Source organism: Chitinophaga sp. CCNWYY40 (assembly GCF_037483205.1).
Classification (GTDB): Bacteria; Bacteroidota; Bacteroidia; order Chitinophagales; family Chitinophagaceae; genus Chitinophaga; species Chitinophaga ginsengisegetis.
Map to the genome: position 1 here is coordinate 931,266 of NZ_JBBHLF010000004.1, position 20,080 is coordinate 951,345.

General features: G+C 48.2%; 17 protein-coding genes. 8 read left to right on the forward strand and 9 right to left on the reverse strand.

The genetic code is table 11. The features are described from left to right. Window positions 1–9: 9 nt before the first annotated feature. The 3 genes from V7S65_RS18520 to V7S65_RS18530 form a co-directional block, all read right to left on the reverse strand. Window positions 10–2,652: a TonB-dependent receptor gene (locus tag V7S65_RS18520; protein WP_336387520.1), complete on the reverse strand. Its 2,643-nt coding sequence runs from the start codon at window positions 2,650–2,652 to the stop codon at window positions 10–12. A 50-nt stretch (window positions 2,653–2,702) separates the two neighbouring features. Next, the gene (locus V7S65_RS18525) at window positions 2,703–3,680 is read right to left on the reverse strand and encodes a FecR family protein (RefSeq protein WP_336387521.1); all 978 of its coding nucleotides are present in this window, start codon (window positions 3,678–3,680) and stop codon (window positions 2,703–2,705) included. 98 nt (window positions 3,681–3,778) lie between these two features. Further along, entirely contained in the window at window positions 3,779–4,297 is a 519-nt protein-coding gene (locus V7S65_RS18530) for an RNA polymerase sigma-70 factor (protein WP_336387522.1), read from the reverse strand. Between the two features lie 97 nt (window positions 4,298–4,394). On the opposite strand from V7S65_RS18530, the gene V7S65_RS18535 reads away from it, so the two are divergent. Continuing rightward, window positions 4,395–5,444, forward strand: coding sequence for a quinone-dependent dihydroorotate dehydrogenase (locus V7S65_RS18535; protein WP_339546166.1), 1,050 nt, complete (start codon window positions 4,395–4,397; stop codon window positions 5,442–5,444). Between the two features lie 63 nt (window positions 5,445–5,507). Here the strand turns inward: V7S65_RS18535 and V7S65_RS18540 are convergent, their stop codons facing one another. The 3 genes from V7S65_RS18540 to dnaB all read right to left on the reverse strand — a co-directional run bounded on the left by V7S65_RS18540 (window position 5,508) and on the right by dnaB (window position 9,282). Further along, window positions 5,508–6,206, reverse strand: coding sequence for a 16S rRNA (uracil(1498)-N(3))-methyltransferase (locus V7S65_RS18540; RefSeq protein ID WP_079469552.1), 699 nt, complete (start codon window positions 6,204–6,206; stop codon window positions 5,508–5,510). 43 nt (window positions 6,207–6,249) lie between these two features. Continuing rightward, on the reverse strand, window positions 6,250–7,608 hold the full coding sequence (locus V7S65_RS18545) for an MATE family efflux transporter (protein WP_079469553.1): 1,359 nt from the start codon (window positions 7,606–7,608) through the stop codon (window positions 6,250–6,252). A 102-nt stretch (window positions 7,609–7,710) separates the two neighbouring features. Continuing rightward, window positions 7,711–9,282: a replicative DNA helicase gene (gene dnaB, locus V7S65_RS18550; RefSeq protein ID WP_079469554.1), complete on the reverse strand. Its 1,572-nt coding sequence runs from the start codon at window positions 9,280–9,282 to the stop codon at window positions 7,711–7,713. A 472-nt stretch (window positions 9,283–9,754) separates the two neighbouring features. Between dnaB and pheT the strand changes: the two genes are divergently transcribed. The 7 genes from pheT to V7S65_RS18585 all read left to right on the forward strand — a co-directional run bounded on the left by pheT (window position 9,755) and on the right by V7S65_RS18585 (window position 16,935). Then, entirely contained in the window at window positions 9,755–12,184 is a 2,430-nt protein-coding gene (pheT, locus tag V7S65_RS18555) for a phenylalanine--tRNA ligase subunit beta (RefSeq protein ID WP_079469555.1), read from the forward strand. 9 nt (window positions 12,185–12,193) lie between these two features. Further along, window positions 12,194–12,502: a hypothetical protein gene (locus V7S65_RS18560; RefSeq protein ID WP_079469556.1), complete on the forward strand. Its 309-nt coding sequence runs from the start codon at window positions 12,194–12,196 to the stop codon at window positions 12,500–12,502. A gap of 16 nt (window positions 12,503–12,518) precedes the next feature. Next, window positions 12,519–12,812, forward strand: a complete 294-nt coding sequence (locus V7S65_RS18565; protein WP_079469557.1) for a cell division protein ZapA — start codon at window positions 12,519–12,521, stop codon at window positions 12,810–12,812. Between the two features lie 171 nt (window positions 12,813–12,983). Beyond that, complete coding sequence (gene rny, locus V7S65_RS18570) at window positions 12,984–14,549, forward strand: ribonuclease Y (protein WP_079469558.1); 1,566 nt, start codon at window positions 12,984–12,986, stop codon at window positions 14,547–14,549. A 127-nt stretch (window positions 14,550–14,676) separates the two neighbouring features. After that, the gene (locus tag V7S65_RS18575) at window positions 14,677–15,285 is read left to right on the forward strand and encodes a 3-keto-disaccharide hydrolase (protein ID WP_336387523.1); all 609 of its coding nucleotides are present in this window, start codon (window positions 14,677–14,679) and stop codon (window positions 15,283–15,285) included. Between the two features lie 16 nt (window positions 15,286–15,301). Next, the gene (locus V7S65_RS18580) at window positions 15,302–16,090 is read left to right on the forward strand and encodes an SDR family oxidoreductase (RefSeq protein ID WP_336387524.1); all 789 of its coding nucleotides are present in this window, start codon (window positions 15,302–15,304) and stop codon (window positions 16,088–16,090) included. 23 nt (window positions 16,091–16,113) lie between these two features. Continuing rightward, window positions 16,114–16,935, forward strand: a complete 822-nt coding sequence (locus V7S65_RS18585) for a purine-nucleoside phosphorylase (protein ID WP_336387525.1) — start codon at window positions 16,114–16,116, stop codon at window positions 16,933–16,935. A 91-nt stretch (window positions 16,936–17,026) separates the two neighbouring features. Here the strand turns inward: V7S65_RS18585 and scpB are convergent, their stop codons facing one another. The 3 genes from scpB to V7S65_RS18600 form a co-directional block, all read right to left on the reverse strand. Then, window positions 17,027–18,259, reverse strand: a complete 1,233-nt coding sequence (scpB, locus tag V7S65_RS18590; protein WP_336387526.1) for an SMC-Scp complex subunit ScpB — start codon at window positions 18,257–18,259, stop codon at window positions 17,027–17,029. 109 nt (window positions 18,260–18,368) lie between these two features. Then, window positions 18,369–19,253: an ATP synthase F1 subunit gamma gene (atpG, locus tag V7S65_RS18595; protein ID WP_079469563.1), complete on the reverse strand. Its 885-nt coding sequence runs from the start codon at window positions 19,251–19,253 to the stop codon at window positions 18,369–18,371. A 168-nt stretch (window positions 19,254–19,421) separates the two neighbouring features. Further along, a complete protein-coding gene (locus V7S65_RS18600; protein ID WP_079469564.1) occupies window positions 19,422–20,003 on the reverse strand; it encodes a DJ-1/PfpI family protein in 582 nt (193 codons plus the stop codon). Window positions 20,004–20,080: the final 77 nt, after the last annotated feature.

The following is a 20,080-nucleotide window of genomic DNA, read 5'->3' on the forward strand; positions in this document are numbered from 1 at the left end:
CACATCTCTTTAAAACTTAACTGAATAAGTAATACTGGGCAATATAGGCAGAATGCTTACTTTCGACAGGTACCGTTTCTGTCCGGCAGCATCTCCACTGATAAAATAGAAATAAGGATTCTTCCGGTTGTAGGCATTAAACACACTCAGGTTCCAGCTCCGTGTCCAGTGCTTTTTCTGCTTACTCCAGGTAACCCCTACATCCAGCCGGTGAACAGCCGAGCCCCGGTAATTATTCCGGTTATCGAAATGATCGATACTGGTATTCCCGGTACCCGGCTCCCAGGGTGAAGCGCCCTCTGTTGCCGCATAAGTGGATACCGGCAAAGTAAACGGCGTACCACTGTTAAAATGCCAGGAGGCAGAAAGTTCCCATTGTTTCCCCAGTTGCTGTACCAGCACCAGTTCAATATCATGCCGGTGATCAAATTTATAAGGATAAATCTCCCCGTTATTCACATCGGGGAAGCGGCGGGTAGACCAGGCCAGGGTATAACCCACCCATCCCGTGGTACTGCCTTTTTTCTTCTGCATCATTAATTCCGCACCATAGCTCCAGCCTTTACCCACCGTTACGTTTTCATCCCACCGCGTGGTGGCGGGGGTAATAATACCATTGGTTTCCCTGGTTTCAATCACGTTGTGCATGGATTTGAAATATCCTTCCAGTGAAAATTCATACTTCAGGTTGGCGGTAGTTTTAGCTATGCCGGCAGCTAACTGCCGTGAAAACATAGGCGCCACATGTTGTGTGGAAGGCACCCATATATCTGTAGGCAACGTGGCGCCATCGCCGGACAAGAGGTGAATATACTGCGTCATATGTGTGAAAGCCGCCTTCACAGCCCAGTTGCGTGGCAATAGGTAACGCAGTCCCAGCCGGGGTTGCAGGGAATAATAAAAGCGGCCTTCCACCAAAAATGCAGACGCGTGCATGCCTATATTGGCAAAAAAATCAGGCCGGATCTGCCAGTCATCTTCCGCATACAAAGACAATTCATAACCGGTTACCTTCATCGATGCATCAATCGTATCCAGCGGTATTACATGGCTATCCCTGTCTTCGAAAGTGGAGTAGCCGGGCTTAAACTTATGCACGGTGGTGATAGCGCCAAAGCGAACGGAGTGGCGGGGATCCGGGCGGTAGTCAAAATCTATCCTGCCGCCATTATTCTCCATCACGGAGTTATATCGTCCGTATACATCCGACTTTTCACCGGAAGCCGCCAGCTTATATTTATGTTCGATCTCTGTGAAAAATTCGTATTGAGAATAGTTCAGGGTTACATTGGAAAACAGTTTGGGGCTGTAGATGTGGTTCCATCGTATAGCCCCGATTGTATTGCCCCATCCCAGCCGGAAGCGGAGGCTTTCACCGATATATTTCGACGAATTGATGATGCGGGAAGTATCGTCTGTTGTCTGTTTCAGCAACAGGTTATCTTCTCCCTTATAAAAACTTAAAAAGAGCCGGTCTTTGGGAGAAAATATATGATTCACTTTTGCATTGACATCAAAAAAGAATGCCTTGAAATCGCCATCATCACCCAATGTCTTTTCTGCCTGTAATGCTGCATTGATCAGCAGATCCGGATAAGACCGGCGGGCAGAAAACATAAAGGATGTTTTGTCTTTTACAATCGGTCCTTCGATATTAAACTTAGCCGCAATGAACCCGAGGGAGGCATCTCCGTGAAAGGCTTTCATATCTCCTTCTTTCATTGCAATATCCACCACAGAAGATATCCTGCCGCCGAAACGCGCCGGGAACGCGCCTTTATACAGGTCCGTTGTTTTTACCACATTGGCATTCAGCATAGAGTATACACCGAAGAAGTGAGAGAAATTAAATACGGGGGTACCGTCTATCAGCACGAGGTTCTGATCAGGACCGCCACCTCTTACATACAAACCACCGGCGCCGTCCGGGCCTCCGCTTACACCCGGGAGCGACTGCAAAGCGCGCATTACATCCACTTCGCCGAGCAGTCGCGGCATCGCCTGCAAATCAGAGGTGCTCAGGTTTACCCTGCTCATCTGCGTTTGCTCCTGCAGCTTGCTGCCTTCCTTCGCGCTGATCACTACTTCTTTTAAACTGCCAAGCGGCTGCAGGTGAACGTTAATCATCTGGTTGCCCTTAGCCGTTACCTTCTGCAGATAAGGCTTGTAGCCTATGTAGGAAATCAACAGGCTGTTGGTATCTTTCACCGTGGTTAAACTATAAAAACCATATTGATTGGCAGTAGTGCCCTGTTTGAGCGCAGGAGAATAAACCGTGGCGCCAATCAGGCTTTCACCACTGACCGCATCTTTAATATAACCACTGATAGTACGGCTGCTGCGTTGCGCGGGCGACAATATGATCTGGTCCCCCACACGGGTGAACCGGATATCATCGGGAGAAAACAATTCGTCCAGCAATTTTTTAAGCCGTTGTTGGTGGGCGGTTAACGTAACCTTCCGGGACAAGTTGACAAGTTCCCTGCTATATGAAAAATGAATACCATATTCTTTTTCCAGTAATCCACATACCGCCTCCAGGGGCTGATCCTTTACTACTACCGTTACTCTTGTTTGCCAGTCCCACCCAAAAACCTGGAAGGGGAAACTAAATATTAATATTCCCGTCAGCAGTTTTAAGGCTAACGACATAGTATAGCTAAATTGAAAGTGTGACTACAGCTTTAGTTGACGGCTAAAACTTATTTTAATTTGTATTGACGGTCGTTTACTTTTTCATATGATGCGTTCAGCATAAGTGCCAGTGATTTCATCACTTCTTCTGTTGACTCATCTGTGAAGCTGGCCCGCACCGGCAGTTTCAGCAGGTCGGTATCCATCACTTCTATTTTGATATCATATACTTCTGTGATCGTATGCAGTACTTCTTCAAGTGGCGTATCCTGGAACGATAATGACCTTTTACCCATATCTGTTACGTGAGAAGCGATACGGAAAGCAGGCCTGTCGTTATCATGCTGCAGCAACATGCCATCGGTGAGGATCACGCTGTCTTTTTTATCATGATTGATCACCATTACCTTGCCGCTGCTGACGTGTACTTTCAGCGTGGCGACGCCGGGCTCATAGTTGATCATAAACCGGGTACCCAGTACCTTTACTTCGTTGCGGCCGAGTATAATCACAAACGGGTTTTCCGCGCTGCCGTTTACATCAAAACTGGCCATACCGGTAAGTGTTACTTTCCGGTTGCGGTCATTAAAGCCCCTGGCTACTTCCATCCTTGCGCCGGCCGACAACTGTATTTTGCTTCCATCGCTCAGTTCCGCACTTACCGGGCCGGCATATACCTGGTCCGGATGATTGCGGGTGAGGAACCACAGTCCTGCGCCCAACGCTACCACCAGTACAGCGGCAATTTTCAGCCAGGTGAAGCGGGGTTTGGACCTGACGGCAATTAATGCCGGCTTGTCGTCCATTTTTTCCCGAAGCTGCGCCCAGGCAGAACCGGTATCTGCCGCCACTGTTTTTTCATTGGCCGCAGCGGTATCCAATACTTTTCCCAGCGACACCAGCAGGGTCATATTACCGGGATCTGTTTCCTTCCATGCTTCCACCCACGCACGCTCTTCCTCATCCGCTTCATTGAGCAGATACTTGCAGAGCAAGGTATACAGCGCCTCATCGGGCAGTGCCTCGTTAGGAAAAGATGGTGTCATTAGTTGTTGTAAGTTTTTACAGTCGCCGCCTTGCGGGCGGTATTATATTAATAAGACGCACGGGAAATACAGATGCCCCTATGCGACCGGAAATATTTTTAGAACAGGAACCCTGTCAGCAATGGCAGGTATTCCTTCAACTCCTGGTGGAGGATCTTCAGGGCCTTGCCCATCTGGTTTTCCACCGTTTTTACGGAAATATTCATTGCTTCCGCTATTTCTGCATATTTCATATGCTGCTGGCGGCTGAGGATAAATACCTCGCGGCAGCGCTCCGGCAACCTTTCCAGTGCCTGCCGGTACAACCGCTCCAGCTCCTTCACTTCTTCCCCCGCACCCACCGTTATTTCTGTTACCTTCCCATAACCGTTCTCCTTTTCCGAGCGCACAATATCCTTACGCCACTGGCTGATGGCGGTATTACGGATAGCGGAAAACAAATATGCTTTCACCGGGCCTGTAATAGTGATCGTATCCCTTTTTTCCCACAACCGCAGGAATACCTGTTGTACTATTTCCTCCGCTACATGGGCATCCCCGGTGTAGTGAGTGGCAAAGGCCAGGCAATGAGCATGGTTTTCCTTAAATAATGCTTCAAATGTTTGGAGCTCCAGCATGATGAAGGGCAAATATAGGAAGGATTTTCACTTACGCGAATTTTGTCTTACCCCAAACCATACAAAATTCGCCCCCCTTCTTGCTCCCAATCGGGTAATGCTTATCTTTGTTCCCGCAATGTACAACCTGATCAAAAACTTCCTTTTCCGCTATCCGCCGGAAAGTATTCACCACAGCGTAATGCGTGGTATGAAAACAATTTACTCGCTGCCACTTGGCAAGAATATCATGAATGCCTTCTGTGGGGTAAAAACCCCGGGCCTGGAACGTGAAATATTCGGACTCACCTTTTCCAATCCTGTAGGGCTCGCAGCTGGTTTCGATAAAGATGCGAAGTACATTGATGAACTGGCCTGCCTCGGTTTTGGTTTTGTGGAGATAGGTACTGTAACGCCACTGCCCCAGCCGGGTAATGAGCAACCACGGTTATTCCGCCTGCCGGAAGATAAAGCCCTCATCAACCGTATGGGCTTTAACAACGAAGGCGCCGTTGCCGCGGCAAAAAGACTGCAACGCAAAAAATCCAATATTATAGTAGGCGGGAACATCGGGAAAAATAAACTGACCCCGAATGAGGAAGCTGTGAGCGACTACGAAAAGTGTTTTCATGCGCTGTATGATGTAGTAGATTATTTCGTGGTAAATGTAAGCTCCCCCAACACGCCAAACCTCCGGGCCTTACAGGAGAAAGAGCCGCTGAAACAACTGCTGCATCACCTCCAGGTGCTGAATGCGCAGAAAGTGAAACCTAAGCCCATCTTACTTAAAATAGCACCGGACCTCACTACCGAACAACTGGATGATATCATTGAAATAGTAAAGGAAACAAAACTGGCCGGCATCGTAGCCACCAATACCACTATCAGCCGGGCGGGATTAAAAACGCCTGCCGCGGAAGTAAATGATATCGGCGCCGGTGGACTCAGCGGTTTGCCTGTAAAAAAGAAAGCAACAGAAGTGATCCGTTATATCCACACCCACAGCCAGGGCAGTATTCCCATTATCGCTGTAGGCGGCATTTTCACCGCAGAAGATGCACAGGAAAAACTGGATGCCGGCGCGTCGCTGGTACAGGTGTATACCGGGTTCATTTATGAGGGGCCGAAGATTGCGAAAAAGATCTGTGCGGGATTACGCCCACAGTAATAATTATAAAAAGAAAGGGGGAAGATGAATAACATCTTCCCCCTTTCTTTTTATAAACACTTATCAGCATGCATTCATGAGCGTTACCGCCACCATGCCCGCCGTTTCTGTACGCAGGCGGGTATCTCCCAATGATACCGGTACATAACCTTCATCCAGCGCCAGCTTTATTTCTTCCGGTGTAAAATCACCTTCCGGGCCAATCAGTATAAGGGTATCCTTTGCGGGCTGCATCACCTGTTGCAACGGGGTTTTCTGCTCCGGCAAACAATGCGCGATCAGCCGCTGCGGATCTTTATTATTCTTCACCAGCTTATCAAATGCCTGTGGCTCCTGCAATTCCGGTAAATAAAACTGCTGCGATTGCAGCATCGCCGATACCAGGATATTCTGCAACCTTTCCGGCTTAAATTTTTCCTTCTCGGTACGCTGGCTTACCAGCGGAATAATGGTTTGAATACCAATCTCCGTGGCCTTTTCCAGGAACCATTCTATACGCGAGGCATTTTTTGTAAAAGAGATGGCTATCCGCAATGCCCGCGCCGGAGCCGGCATCGTTTCAGACGAAAGGATCTTTACTACACATTTCTTGCGGTTATCGTCGGTGATTACTGCGGTGATTTTATGCCCGCGGCCATCTGCCAGCAATACCTCATCGCCCTTTTCATAACGAAGCACCTGGATACAATATTTGGAAGTATCCTCATTCATCGTATACATGGTGGCATCCTGCTGTATTTCCGGCGCGTAAAAAACTGACATATCTTTTTTAATTATCCTGATGTGCGAAGATAGTTTACGGATTTTATCCGGCAGATGATATCCGTAGTTTTTTTGTTTTTATCTGGAACCGCACAAACAGCAGCACAGAAGCCACCAGTAAGCCCAGCAACAGCGCCCACCATACGCCTTCCACGCCGTAATCCAATTTGATCCCCAACAGGTACCCCAAAGGAATGCCCAGCACCCAATAGGCCAGCAACGTAATCACGGTAGGAATACGCACATCGCCGAGGCCACGCAGAATACCAAGCCCCACCACCTGCATGCCGTCGAACAACTGGAAGAATGCCGCAATGATCAGCAGGCGCGAAGCGATCTGGATCACCTGCGGGTCCTGGATATAAAATGACGGCAACAGGTGATTGCCCAGTGTGAACAACAACGCGGCGGCGCCCATCAGCAGCAATACCATATGATAGCTGGCGATAGCGGATAAACGCAGTGCGCCAAAGTCTTTCTTCCCGAAATTATTACCACTTTTAATACCTGCTGCCGCGGAAATACCGCTGGCCATCATGTAGGTCATGGCAGCAAGACTCAGCGCTATCTGGTGAGCCGCCAGTTCCGCAGCGCCCATCCAGCCCACCATTATAGCGGCGCCGCTGAAAGCGCTTACTTCAAACAGGTATTGCAGGGCTACCGGCGTACCGATGCCCAGGATCTTTTTAATGGCCGCGGCCTTCAGGTTTTTAAACCCAAATGATTGCAGGTATGGTTTAAAACGGGGTGCGCGTAGCACATAAAAAGCCATCGTGATCCCCATGATAAGACGGTCGGTAAAAGTGGCTATCCCCACGCCGATCACACCCATCCGGGGTAACCCGAACAGGCCGTACACCAACGTAATCCCGATCAGGATATTCAGCACGTTCCCGATGATACTGATGTTCATAGCCTGACGGGTGAACCCCAGCCCTTCCGCAAACTGTTTGAAGGAAAGGAACAGCATCAGCGGAATAAAGGAGAAGCCCAGGAAACGCAGGAAGGGGCGGGCCTGGTCTGCTACATCGCCTTCCTGGTGCAGGAATGATAAATAGCCGCTGCCGAAATAGATAACAGCCGACAGCAACACGCCCACCACCATATTAATGATCAGGCTATGGCTCAGCAAATGCCCGATGGCGCCTTTGTTGCCACGGCCGTTTTCCTGTGCAATCAACGGGGTTAGTCCGTACGACATACCGATACCGGCTACCATAAATACGGAAAACAAGCCATTTCCCAGGGATACTGCCGCCAGCGGCACTTTCCCGGTATGACCAATGATAATACTATCTGATAATGCTACTAACGTGTGTCCCAGTTGGGAAATAACTACGGGGTAGGCTAAACTGAAATTGTCTTTGTAATGCCCTTTGTACTTTAAATACAGCTGTTTCATCGATTGTTCTGTTATTGGTGTTCCACGGGTTTGTCTTACGAAACCCATAAAAAAAGCCGGCGATCATTTCGATGCCGGCTTTTAGCAATATCTTTTTATGCGCTAAAATGGTGCATCTTCAAATCCTTCATCGAAGTTCATGTCGTTCATCTTGGATCCCTTCTGTATGTACAGTTTCGCTTCATCGTTGCCACCGCCACCTTGTTGGTTACGGTTCATACCTGCGTAGGGATTGCCGCCGCCACCGGGGTTTTCCAGGCTGCCATCATCTTCAAAACGCTGATATTCCAGTACGGCTCTCAGTTTGATGGTATCCAGCTGACCATTACGGTGCTTGGCTATACGAACGTGGGTTTCACCTTTATTGGATTCGCCCATTTCATTGGTGTTGATTTCATAATATTCAGGACGGTACAGGAACATTACCATGTCCGCATCCTGTTCAATGGCTCCTGATTCACGGAGATCACTCAGCTGCGGCATTTTGTTACCGTCTTTACGTTTTTCCACATCACGGCTCAACTGCGAGAGGGCGATCACCGGTACCTGTAGTTCTTTTGCCAGTCCTTTCAGGTCACGGGAAATTTTACTGATTTCCTGTTCACGGTTGGAGCCTTTGCCATCACTGCTGCCGCTCATGAGCTGGAGGTAGTCGATGATGATAACGCCTACGCCGTGGTTGTGTACCAGCCTGCGGCATTTGGCGCGCAGTTCAAAGATGTTGAGGGCCGGGGTATCATCAATGAAGATGGGTGCTTTTGCCAGGCGTTCGATACCGTGGGTCATCAGCTTCTTCATTTCATATTCTTCCAGCTTACCGCGGGAAATCTTTTCCAGCTTTATTTCTGACTCGGCCGAGAGGATACGTTGTACAATCTGGCCGGACGACATTTCCAAAGAGAATACCGCTGCGCCTTTCGGGAAGCGGGGGTGAAGGGCCGCATTTCGCGCGAGGTTCAGCGCAAAGGCGGTTTTACCCACAGAAGGACGGGCAGCTATGATGATCAGATCCGTGGACTGCCAGCCATAGGTTACTTTGTCCAGTGAAGGGAACCCGGAAGGTACCCCGGTGATATCATCTCCTTTATTCCGCAGGTCCTCGATACGTTTCATGGTGTTTACCAGTACACGGTCGATGGAATCGTAGTTTTTACGGAGGTGGTTATTGGTTACTTCAAATAACTTTGATTCGGCGCTGTCCAGCAGGTCAAACACATCCGCAGTGTCTTCATACGACTCTGTAAGGATTTCCCCTGAGATGCGGATCAGTTCCCGTTGGATAAATTTCTGGAGGATGATACGGGCATGTGCTTCGATATTCGCGGAAGACACCACCATGTTGGTGAGCTTCATAACGGTGAATGGTCCGCCGATCTGTTCCAGTGAGCCCATTGATTTCAGCTCTTCTGTTACGGTGAGGATATCCACCGGCATCGACTTACCCGCCAGGCGGGTCATCGCACTAAAAATAATCTGGTGAGCTTCTACATAAAAACACTCCCCTTTCAATATCTCGATAACGGTGTCAAATGCACCTTTTTCCAGCATTACGGCTCCCAAAACAGCTTCTTCCAATTCTTTAGCCTGTGGTGGTATCTTGCCATACACCAAGGATGACACATCAATGGACGGTTTTCTGCGCACATTGCGGTCCTTCTTAAGATTGAGATCCATTTATGGTTAGTGTATTAAAAAAAGTTAAAAAAAGGTTACTGTCAATGGGCCTTTCCTGTTGTTTTTACAATCGATATCTGCATTTTCCCGCATTCTATAGGGGTCATAGCTACGTTAAGAAATTGTAAACTTTTTCAAGCCGTACAAACTAAGGTAAAGGCATTTTTCCGATTAATACCCCCTCCTTAGTTATTAAATTTATTAAGCCTCATACACAGGTTATCCACAAGCAAAATGTCAGTTATCCACTGACACTACTATGGTTATCCACTAAAGCGCAGGAAATTCCCATGCAAAGGTCCGATTATTCACACACATTGTGTAAAAAGATTTTCCACATCCTGCAAAAATACAGCACTGTGGCGGTTTTGAGGCTTTTTTAATTTCAAAGAATCAAAGTGGATAAGCCGCAAAGCCCGAAAATCAATTCTAGTTGTTAACTTTACGCCACTTATATAAACCGAGCAGATAAATGACGATTTCATACAACTGGCTATGTGATTATTTACCGGTGAAGCCTACACCGGAGGAACTATCTACCATTTTAACCAGAATAGGCCTGGAGGTAGAAAGCCTGGAGAAATTTGAAGCAGTAAAGGGAAGTCTGGCTGGATTAGTGATCGGAGAAGTACTGACGGCAGAAAAACACCCCAATGCAGACAAGCTGACACTCACCACCGTTAATACCGGCAACGGCGAGCCCCTGCACATCGTTTGCGGCGCTCCCAACGTGGCAGCAGGACAAAAAGTAGTAGTGGCCCCTGTTGGTACCACCATTTACCCGCTGGGTGGCGAACCGCTGACCATGAAAAAAGCAAAGATCCGTGGAGAAGAAAGCCAGGGAATGATTTGTGCAGAAGATGAGATCGGGCTGGGCAGCAGTCACGACGGCATCCTCGTACTAGACGCCTCCCTGCAGCCGGGCACTCCCGCCAGCGAAGTATTTAAACCCGCTCAGGACTTCATCTTTGAAATTGGCCTTACGCCCAACCGCATGGACGCCATGAGCCATATCGGCGTGGCCAAAGATGTTTGCGCTTTCCTCAATAACCTGGAACATACGCATAAATACCAGGTACAGCTGCCTGAAATAAAGGCCCTGCCCAAAGCAGATACTCCTTTAGCCATCAGCGTTACCATCGAAAATACAGATGCATGCCCCCGGTACAGCGGTATTTCCATTACCGGCGTACAGGTGGCGCCATCCCCCGAATGGCTGAAAGCCAGGCTCACCGCCATTGGCGTTCGTCCCATTAATAACATTGTGGATATCACCAATTTCATCCTGCATGAAACCGGTCAACCCCTGCACGCTTTTGATGCTGCAGCGGTAAAAGGCAATGCCATTGTGGTGAAAAACCTCCCGCAGGGCACTCCTTTTGTTACTTTGGATGAGAAAGAAAGAAAACTGGATGCGACCGACCTGATGATCTGCAACGGCGCCGGCGAAGGCATGTGCATAGCAGGCGTTTTCGGCGGATTGCACTCCGGCGTTACCGATACCACCCACAACATTTTCCTGGAAAGCGCCTTTTTCAGCGCCGGTGGCATCCGTACCACCTCCTTCCGTCATGGTTTACGTACCGATGCGGCCACCCGTTTTGAAAAAGGTGTGGATATCTCCAACGTGGTATTCGCCCTGCAACGGGCGGCAGACCTCATCTGTACACTCAGCGGCGGGAAAGCAGCATCTGAGATCATCGACGTATACCCATCTGTAAAAGTAAAAACACAGGTGGAAACTACGTATAGCTATATCCGTAAACTCAGCGGCGGCAACTACCCCGACGATAAGATCAAAAACATCCTGCGCAGCCTGGGCTTCGACATCCTGTCCGAAACCGCCGAAGGACTGCGTGTAGCCGTGCCCTTCAGCAAACCGGATATCAGCCTGCCGGCCGACCTGGTGGAAGAAGTAATGCGCATAGACGGCCTCGATAACATAGAAATACCTTCCAAAATAGCGATCTCACCCGCCCTCTCCTCCCAACCAGACGGGGAAAGGGTGAAGGAGAAAATTGCGGATTATCTCGCCGGCAACGGGTTCAACGAAATATTCACCAATTCTATCACTAACAGTAAATACTATACGCCGGAAGTGCTGGAACATGCGGTGAAAATGATGAACAGTCTTACCGTGGAACTGGACATCATGCGCCCGTCCATGCTGGAAACCGGCCTGGAAAGCATTGCCCATAACCTGAACCGCAAAAATGAAGACCTCCTGTTCTTCGAATTTGGTAAAACCTACCAGGTACTGGAAAAGGGCTATGGCGAAAACAATCACCTGGTATTATATCTTACCGGTAAAAAAACGCCGGAAACCTGGATGCACAAATCCAGCCCGGTTGACTTTTACTTCCTGAAGGGTTTTGTGATCAATATCCTGCAGCAACTGGGTTACAAGCAGTTCACCTGGGCGGAAAGCACCGAACCGGGCCTCCAGCCATCCTGGGATATTAAGGTGAAAAACCAGGTGGTGGCCACACTGGGAGGCGTACCCACAGCTAAACTGAAGCAGTTTGATATCCGCCAGGCCGTATGGTTTGCCAGCTTCAACTGGGATAAAATACTGGGACTCTTGCAAAAAAGTGATAACTTTTACAAGGAAATACCGAAATTCCAGGCAGTTAGAAGGGATCTGGCACTGGTGCTGGACAAACAGGTTAAGTTTGCCGCCGTGGAAACAGCAGCACGCAGCGTGAAATCCGGCCTGTTACAACAGGTAAATCTGTTCGATGTATTTGAGAGTGAAAAACTGGGCGCTAATAAGAAGTCTTACGCCGTGAGCTTTACCTTCCTGGACGCTCAGAAAACATTGACAGATAAAGAAATTGACAGTGTAATGGACAAACTTATCAAAACGTTTGAAACGCAGTTACAGGCGGAGATAAGAAAATAAGTAAATGAAATGGTTCTGGAGCAATACATTCAACGTGTAGAAGAGAAATTGCACCTGCTGGTAAAAAAACTCCAGCAGGTGCAGGCTGAGAATGCATTGCTGAAAGAAGAAGTGAGCATACAGCAACGGGAGCTGCAACAGCAGCAACAGGCGGTACAGGGACTGGAGGAAAGACTGCAACTGATGAAAATTGCATCCACCGCCCAGGGCGGCACCACCATAGCAGCAGAAGACGAAGCGTTTAAAAAAGAGATCCGCGGCAAGATCAATGATTACATTAAAGAAATTGACCGTTGTATCGCTTTGCTGAACAGCTGAACTAAAATCATACATCATGGAGCAACTCATTCCTGTTAATATTATCGTAGCCGACCGCTCTTACCGGATCAAGATCAAACCGGAAGAAGAAGCGGAAGTACGTCGTATTATGAAAGAAGTGAATGAGAAGATCGTCGATTTTAAAACTTCCTATGCAGGAAAAGACCTGCAGGACTATATTGCTATGGCCCTTATCATGTACGCCACACATCCTGTTACCAGCGGCGGTAAAGCCCAGGCTAGCACTGCGCCTTTTTTGCAGGAGAAGCTGGAAAAGCTGGAAGAAATTATCAACCAGGCATTGGGTTGATCACGTTACCCATTGCTTAACAATGAATTAGCTAATTGGCTAATTATCACGTATCAAAGACGCTTTAACTGCTATTTTTTTGTATTTTCGCGGGTCAGTTCTCGCCCCTGTCGTGTTTTAGCAGCGATATGGGTATGAGGATACTACATAAATCAAGTATAAATAATTCATATGGATGTTACACTTATCACGACAATAGCTGCAGTAGTGGCATTGATCATTGGGATTGTGCTAGGTAAGGTGATTTTTGCCAAAAATACGCAGCATAAGATAGACGAAGCTGAACTACAGGCTAAAAAAATCATTGCAGATGCACAGATCAGTGCGGAAAACCTCAAGAAAGACAGACTGCTGGAAGCCAAAGAAAAATACCTGCAACTAAAAAGCGAATACGAAAAAGACGTATTGCAGCGCAACCAGAAACTGGGAGAATCGGAAAACCGCATCAAACAGAAGGAACAGGCATTAAACCAGAAAAACGAGCAAATCCAGAAGCAGTTAAATGAAAATGACGCGATCAAGGAAACCCTGAACCGTCAGATGGAACTGGTAACCATCAAACGCACTGAACTGGAAAAACACCAGGAAGAGCATATCCGCCGCCTCGAAAAAGTGGCCGGCTTAACAGCAGATGAAGCGAAACACCAACTGGTAGAGAGTTTAAAAGAAGAAGCCCGCTCACAGGCCCTCTCTCATATCCAGGAAATTATTGAAGACGCTAAATTAAAAGCGAACAAGGAAGCAAAGAAAATCATTATCCAGTCTATTCAACGTACTGCTGCAGAGCAAACCATTGAAAATACCATCACCGTATTTACCCTGGAAAGCGATGAAATCAAAGGCCAGATCATTGGCCGTGAAGGTCGTAACATCCGCGCTATTGAAGCGGCTACCGGTGTGGACCTGATTGTAGACGATACCCCTGAAGCCATCGTATTATCTTCCTTCGACCCGTTACGTCGTGAAATTGCCCGTTTATCCCTGCAACGCCTTGTTCAGGACGGACGTATCCACCCTGCACGTATCGAGGAAGTGGTGGAAAAAACCAAGAAACAACTGGAAGAACAGGTAATGGATATCGGTGAAAGAACCGTAATAGAACTGGGTATCCACGGCCTGCATAAAGAACTGGTGCGCCTGGTAGGTAAGATGCGTTTCCGCTCTTCCTATGGTCAGAACCTGCTCATGCACTCCAAAGAAACCGCTAACCTTTGCGCGGTAATGGCAGCTGAACTGGGCCTGAACCCTAAACTGGCCAAACGTGCCGGCTTACTGCACGATATCGGTAAAGTACCTGATGAAGAAACTGAACTGAGCCACGCCCTTCTCGGCGCCAAGCTCGCTGAAAAATATGGCGAACACGCCGCAGTGGTAAACGCCATCGGCGCCCACCACGATGAAATGGAAATGCAATATGTAATTTCCCCCATCGTTCAGGCATGTGATGCGATCAGTGGCGCCCGCCCAGGCGCACGCCGCGAAATCATGCAAAGCTACCTGCAACGTATCAAGGACCTGGAAAACCTGGCGCTCGCCCACGATGGTGTGGAAAAAGCCTATGCTATCCAGGCAGGTAGGGAATTGCGTATCATCGTAGAAAGTGATAAAGTTTCCGATGGAGATGCAGACCGCTTATCTTTCGAAATCGCCAATAAGATACAAACAGAAATGCAGTATCCCGGCCAGATTAAAGTAACTGTAATTCGTGAGAAAAGAGCAGTGAATATAGCAAGATAGTTTTCTGATTTAATAATTCAGGAATTTGACCTTATATTGGAGTCCTCCGGTTTTACCGGGGGACTTTTTTTTATAGATCAATGACTGATCTTCATTCACCTGAAAATCACTAAATCTTAGCAGTGTTATGAAAAAAACCTTTTTCAATTGTTTACTGGGAACCGCCCTGTTATTGGGTTCCGGCGCATACGCGCAGAAGGCACAATCTCTGTTCAACGGTAAAAATCTCGATGGCTGGAAAATACATGGTACAGAGAAATGGTACGTGGAAAACGGGGAGCTGATCTGCGAAAGCGGTCCGGATAAAGAATATGGCTACCTGGCTACTGACGGCCAATACAAGGATTTTGAGCTGACCGTACAATTCAAACAGGAAGCCAATGGCAACAGCGGCGTATTTTTCCACTCCTCACTGGAAGGCACCAAAATCACCGGCTGGCAGGCAGAAGTAGCGCCGCCTGATATGCATACCGGCGGTATCTACGAATCGTACGGCCGTGGATGGCTCATTCAGCCCGACAAAGAGAAAGAAAAGTTCCTGAAAATGGGCGAATGGAATACCATGAAAATAAAGGTGCAGGGCGACAATGTAACCACCTGGCTCAATGGTCATGAAATGATTACCCTGAAAGATGATAAGATTGGCGCGGCCAATGGCCAGATAGCCCTGCAGATCCACTCCGGTGGCGGTATCAAGGTAAGATGGAAAAACATCAAAGTGGTACCTTTAAAGTAATAAATACACCCGTTGAATGCACTTTACGGATAAAGTAATATTAATTACAGGCGCCAGCTCAGGGATAGGCCAGGAGCTGGCGCTTTTGCTGGCAAAAGAAAAAGCCCGGCTGATCCTCGCAGCAAGGAACCAGTCCGCCCTGGAAGCAGTACGCAACCAATGCCTGCTGCATACGCCCCATTGCGAAATATTGCTGATGGACGTAACCAATGAAACCCAGGTAAATGAAGGCGCCCAGCGCGCGCTTCAGTTTTTCGGAAAGATAGATGTGCTGGTGAATAATGCCGGCGTTACCCAACGGTCCAAACTGATAGATACTTCCGTAGCAGCCATCCGCCAGCTGATGGAAGTGAATTTCTTTGGCGCGGTAATGCTTACCAAAGCCCTGTTGCCTCATTTTAAAGAACAGGGCAGCGGCCAGGTCATTGTGATCAGCAGCATGGCCGGCCTCATGGGCTATCCCTGGCGCTCCGGGTATAATGCCGCCAAACACGCGCTGCAAGGGTATTTTGAAACCCTGCAAACCGAACAACCCATTCCCCGGTTATATACCACCATTGTTTGCCCGGGCCGCATACACACGCCCATTACCTATTCTGCCATCACCGGCAACGGCGAGCCTTACGGAAAAATGGACCCCGGCCAGGCAAACGGCATACCCGTAGACCGCTGCGCGCGGCAGATCCTAAAGGCCATGCATAAACGAAAAAAAATAGTGCTGATCGCACGGGAAGAAAAGATCCTGCTATGGATTAAAAGATATTTTCCGCCCCTGTTTTATGTGATTGCGCGCAAAGGGAATTAATTTGCAGCAAATTCAACAAACGTATGCACCTGTTACTGCAACAAATAGCTGCGGCTACTACCTATCTGCAATCCTTTTCCTTCGAACAGCCGCGTGTGGGCGTAGTATTGGGCACGGGTCTCGGGGAACTGGTAAATCATATCAAAATAGCCCATTCCATTCCCTACCAGCAAATTCCTCATTTCCCGGAATCTACCGTAGAATCACATAAAGGCCACCTGATCCTCGGGCATATCGGCAATACGCCGGTAATAGCCATGCAGGGCCGCTTTCATTACTATGAAGGCTATACAATGCAGCAAATTACTTTCCCGGTAAGGGTAATGAAAGCGCTGGGCATTCAGCAGCTGCTGCTCAGCAATGCCGCCGGTGGCATGAATCCCGGTTTTAAGAAAGGCGACCTGATTTTACTGGATGATCATATTAATATGCAGCCGGAAAACCCGCTGCGCGGCCTCAACTCGCCGGCATACGGCCCGCGCTTCCCGGATATGAGCTGCCCGTACAACCCGGAGCTGGGCGCTAAATTAGAGATGGCTGCCGCTTCACTGGGCGCTTCATTAAAAAAGGGTGTATACGTATCCGTTATGGGTCCCAACCTGGAAACTAGGGCGGAATACCGCTTCCTCCGCATGATAGGCGCCGACCTGGTGGGCATGAGTACCGTGCCGGAAGTAATTGTGGCCAATCAGCTGCAGTTGCCTTGCGCAGCCGTATCGGTAGTAACAGATGAATGCGATCCTGATAACCTGCACGCGGTTTCTATTGAAGAAATTATTGCGGTAGCCGGTAAGGCGGATAAATTGCTGAGCGGGCTCTTTGCCCAGGTGATTGCCGGATTGTAGCGGAGGTTGTTTTACCCGGGATGAACCTGGTTATACTGATTACTTTGAGTTCTTTTAAATAAAACAGCGGCTTCGATGAGCCGCTGTTTCTTTATTTTTTTCCGGAATTGTCGTCATTTTCATCTTCTTCATCTTCATCGTCTTCTTCGTCGTCGTCATCATAATCATCGTCGTCATCATCTTCTTCATCATCCTCATCTTCCACACCAGGCCCGCTAACTACCAGCAACTTTTCTCCTAAAATGGCATCTTCCATCATATCATCCGGGTCTTTATCACCATCGTCCTCATCTTCTTCTGTATCTTCTTCCTCCTTCACGTCTTCCGTATCTTCTTCTTTTTCTTCTTCTCCGGAGATGACATCTTCCACGATACCATCGGGATCTTCGTTTTCTTCGCCGGGGATGCGGGAAGCGGTATCTTTTACTGCGTAAGGATCCTCGTCCTCTTCCTCCTCATCCTCTTCTGCGGTGCTGGTGTCGTTTTCACGTTCTTCTCCGCCGCCGAGTTCTTCGTTCACTTCTTCAATAATATCATCAAAACGAACAATTTCATCATCGGGTTCTACTTCTTCATCTTCAGAGGCAGGTGGTTCTTCTTCAGCGTCCGGGGTGGTTGCTGCCAGGTGATCCAGCTGATGGTCGGGGTCCAGGAGTTCACCATCTTCTGACACCATCAGGGAATGAGCGGTTTCAGCTTCGGCGGTATGGGTGTTATGTTCCCCCCGGCCGAGGGTGGCTGTATCGTCGGTGATGAGGGTAGGTTGCACCATTTCCTCATCAAATAATTCTTTAAGCTTTGGCAGATCGGCTACGGAGCTGATGCCGAAATAATCCATAAAGGAACGGGAAACGGCGTACAGCAGCGGTTTGCCGGGCTGGTCTTCGCTACGGCCGGTAATCACGATCAGTTCTTTTTCCAGGAGTTTCTGGATAGAATAATCGGTGCTGACACCACGGATATATTCAATTTCGCCTTTGGAAATCGGCTGCCGGTAGGCGATGATGGCCAGGGTTTCCAGGGCGGCGGTGGACAGGCGCTTCAGGAATTTATCCCCGTTGAGCTGGGCCACTGTCTGGTAATATTCTTTTTTGGTGAGGAACTGGTAGCCTCCCCCGCTGCTACGTACTTCAAAAGCATAAAATTCAGAGCTGTACTTCTCCCGGATGGCTTCCATAGCGGCTTCCACCTGATCCAGGTTGGTACGGTCTTCCAGAAAAGCCAGTGCATTATTAAGCAGATCCACTATTTCCAGCAAAGGTAACGGCCGGTCGGCGGCGAAAATTAATGCTTCCACGTGCGGGATGATCTGTGATATTTCCATACGTTAACAGGAGATGTGGATTTACAAAAAAGGTCAAAGACCGAAAATACAGTCTTTGACCCTAATCTGAAAATATTAATTCAGTTGTTGACTTAGTGTTAATAAACCCTTAGTTCGCCAATGCAGCCGCACCGCTCACGATTTCTGTCAGCTCAGTGGTAATAGCAGCCTGACGGGCACGGTTGTAAGAGATCTTCAGGGAACGGAGCAATTCGCTGGCGTTTTCTGTAGCCTTATCCATTGCCGTCATACGGGCGCCATGCTCAGAAGCGTGGGAATCCAGGATGGCTTTGAAGAACTGGGTGTTCAGGATCTTAGGCATCAGTTCAGCAATCAGGGTATCTTTTTCAGGTTCAAAGATGAAGTCTGCTTTCAGACCGCTCTTTTCCTTATTTTCTACTTTTGCGATTGGCAGGAACTGCTCTGCTACAAAGATCTGTGTAGCAGCATTTTTGAATTCGCTGTAAACGATTTCAACAGCATCGTAAGTACCATCGGTAAAACCCTGCAGGGCTACTGCAGCCGCTTCTTTCACATGATCAAAGGTAAGACTGCCAAAAAGCTGCCAGAACTTATCATTTACTTTGTAACCGTTCTGTACAAAGTGATCATATCCTTTTTTACCAATAGGCAAGATTTCTACCTGGCCTTGTTCAAACTGTTCAGCATACTTTTCGCGGATCACGCGTTTAGCGGTTTTGATCAGGTTGGAGTTGAAGGCGCCGCACAAACCCCTGTCGGAAGTAATGACCACAATCAGTACTTTTTCAACCTGACGCTGTGCTGCCAGTGGTGTGTCGATATTGCCTTCGCTGTTGGAAACAATATTCTGCAACATTTCCTGGAGCTTTACGGCATACGGACGCATCAGCATGATGGCATCCTGTGCACGTCTTAATTTAGCAGCACTTACCATTTTCATGGCTTTGGTGATCTGCTGACCAGATTGAATAGATTTGATTCGGTTACGAACTTCTTTAAGCTGTCCGGACATATATAAAAATCAATTACGAATTACGAATTATCAATGACCAATGCAGGGATAGCCTCCTGAATTTGGCTGCAAAGGTAAGCAATGGCCGTTTAATTTGAAAATCCGTGGAAAGATTATTTAAACTTTCTTTCTTCCACTGGTAATCAACTATTTATACATGCCTGTGAATTACAGGGTGATACTGGTTCCCAGTACCTGCAGAAACGCTGCGATCCATTGCGGATGAGCCGGCCATGCGGGTGCAGTTACCAGCTTGCCATCTACCACGGCTTCATAAACATTTACAGATACATAAGTGCCGCCGGAAGCGGTTACTTCGGGCGCTACTGCCGGGTAAGCCGTCAGTTTCTTTCCACGTACCACATCGGCAGCCGTCAGGATCTGGATACCATGACAAACAGCTGCTACCGGTTTATCTTCCAGGAAAAAGTGCCTGACCAGCTCCAGTACATTTTTGTTCAGCCGCAGGTATTCCGGGGCACGGCCGCCGGCTATTACCAGCGCATCATAATCAGCACCGGCTACATCGTTAAAAGTGGCATTCAACACAAACCCATGACCCGGTTTTTCACTGTAAGTCTGGTCGCCTTCAAAATCATGGATGGCCGTTTTGATTTTATCGCCCGCCGCTTTATCCGGACAAACCGCATGTACATCATGACCAATCATCTGCAGCATCTGGAACGGAACCATTGTTTCATAATCCTCTGCGTAATCTCCTGTCAGTAATAATATCTTTTTCTGTGCCATAGAATGAAAGTTTTATTGCGTTAAAAAAGGCTAATGAAGATACGCATTTAGCTTTTAGCAAAAATGCAGCAGGAGAT

Coding starts and splice junctions, on each gene's coding strand:
- V7S65_RS18520 (WP_336387520.1), bottom strand. CDS start 2,652: ATGTCGTTAGCCTTAAAACTGCTGACGGGAATATTAATATTTAGTTTC.
- V7S65_RS18525 (WP_336387521.1), bottom strand. CDS start 3,680: ATGACACCATCTTTTCCTAACGAGGCACTGCCCGATGAGGCGCTGTAT.
- V7S65_RS18530 (WP_336387522.1), bottom strand. CDS start 4,297: ATGCTGGAGCTCCAAACATTTGAAGCATTATTTAAGGAAAACCATGCT.
- V7S65_RS18535 (WP_339546166.1), top strand. CDS start 4,395: ATGCTTATCTTTGTTCCCGCAATGTACAACCTGATCAAAAACTTCCTT.
- V7S65_RS18540 (WP_079469552.1), bottom strand. CDS start 6,206: ATGTCAGTTTTTTACGCGCCGGAAATACAGCAGGATGCCACCATGTAT.
- V7S65_RS18545 (WP_079469553.1), bottom strand. CDS start 7,608: ATGAAACAGCTGTATTTAAAGTACAAAGGGCATTACAAAGACAATTTC.
- dnaB (WP_079469554.1), bottom strand. CDS start 9,282: ATGGATCTCAATCTTAAGAAGGACCGCAATGTGCGCAGAAAACCGTCC.
- pheT (WP_079469555.1), top strand. CDS start 9,755: ATGACGATTTCATACAACTGGCTATGTGATTATTTACCGGTGAAGCCT.
- V7S65_RS18560 (WP_079469556.1), top strand. CDS start 12,194: ATGGTTCTGGAGCAATACATTCAACGTGTAGAAGAGAAATTGCACCTG.
- V7S65_RS18565 (WP_079469557.1), top strand. CDS start 12,519: ATGGAGCAACTCATTCCTGTTAATATTATCGTAGCCGACCGCTCTTAC.
- rny (WP_079469558.1), top strand. CDS start 12,984: ATGGATGTTACACTTATCACGACAATAGCTGCAGTAGTGGCATTGATC.
- V7S65_RS18575 (WP_336387523.1), top strand. CDS start 14,677: ATGAAAAAAACCTTTTTCAATTGTTTACTGGGAACCGCCCTGTTATTG.
- V7S65_RS18580 (WP_336387524.1), top strand. CDS start 15,302: ATGCACTTTACGGATAAAGTAATATTAATTACAGGCGCCAGCTCAGGG.
- V7S65_RS18585 (WP_336387525.1), top strand. CDS start 16,114: ATGCACCTGTTACTGCAACAAATAGCTGCGGCTACTACCTATCTGCAA.
- scpB (WP_336387526.1), bottom strand. CDS start 18,259: ATGGAAATATCACAGATCATCCCGCACGTGGAAGCATTAATTTTCGCC.
- atpG (WP_079469563.1), bottom strand. CDS start 19,253: ATGTCCGGACAGCTTAAAGAAGTTCGTAACCGAATCAAATCTATTCAA.
- V7S65_RS18600 (WP_079469564.1), bottom strand. CDS start 20,003: ATGGCACAGAAAAAGATATTATTACTGACAGGAGATTACGCAGAGGAT.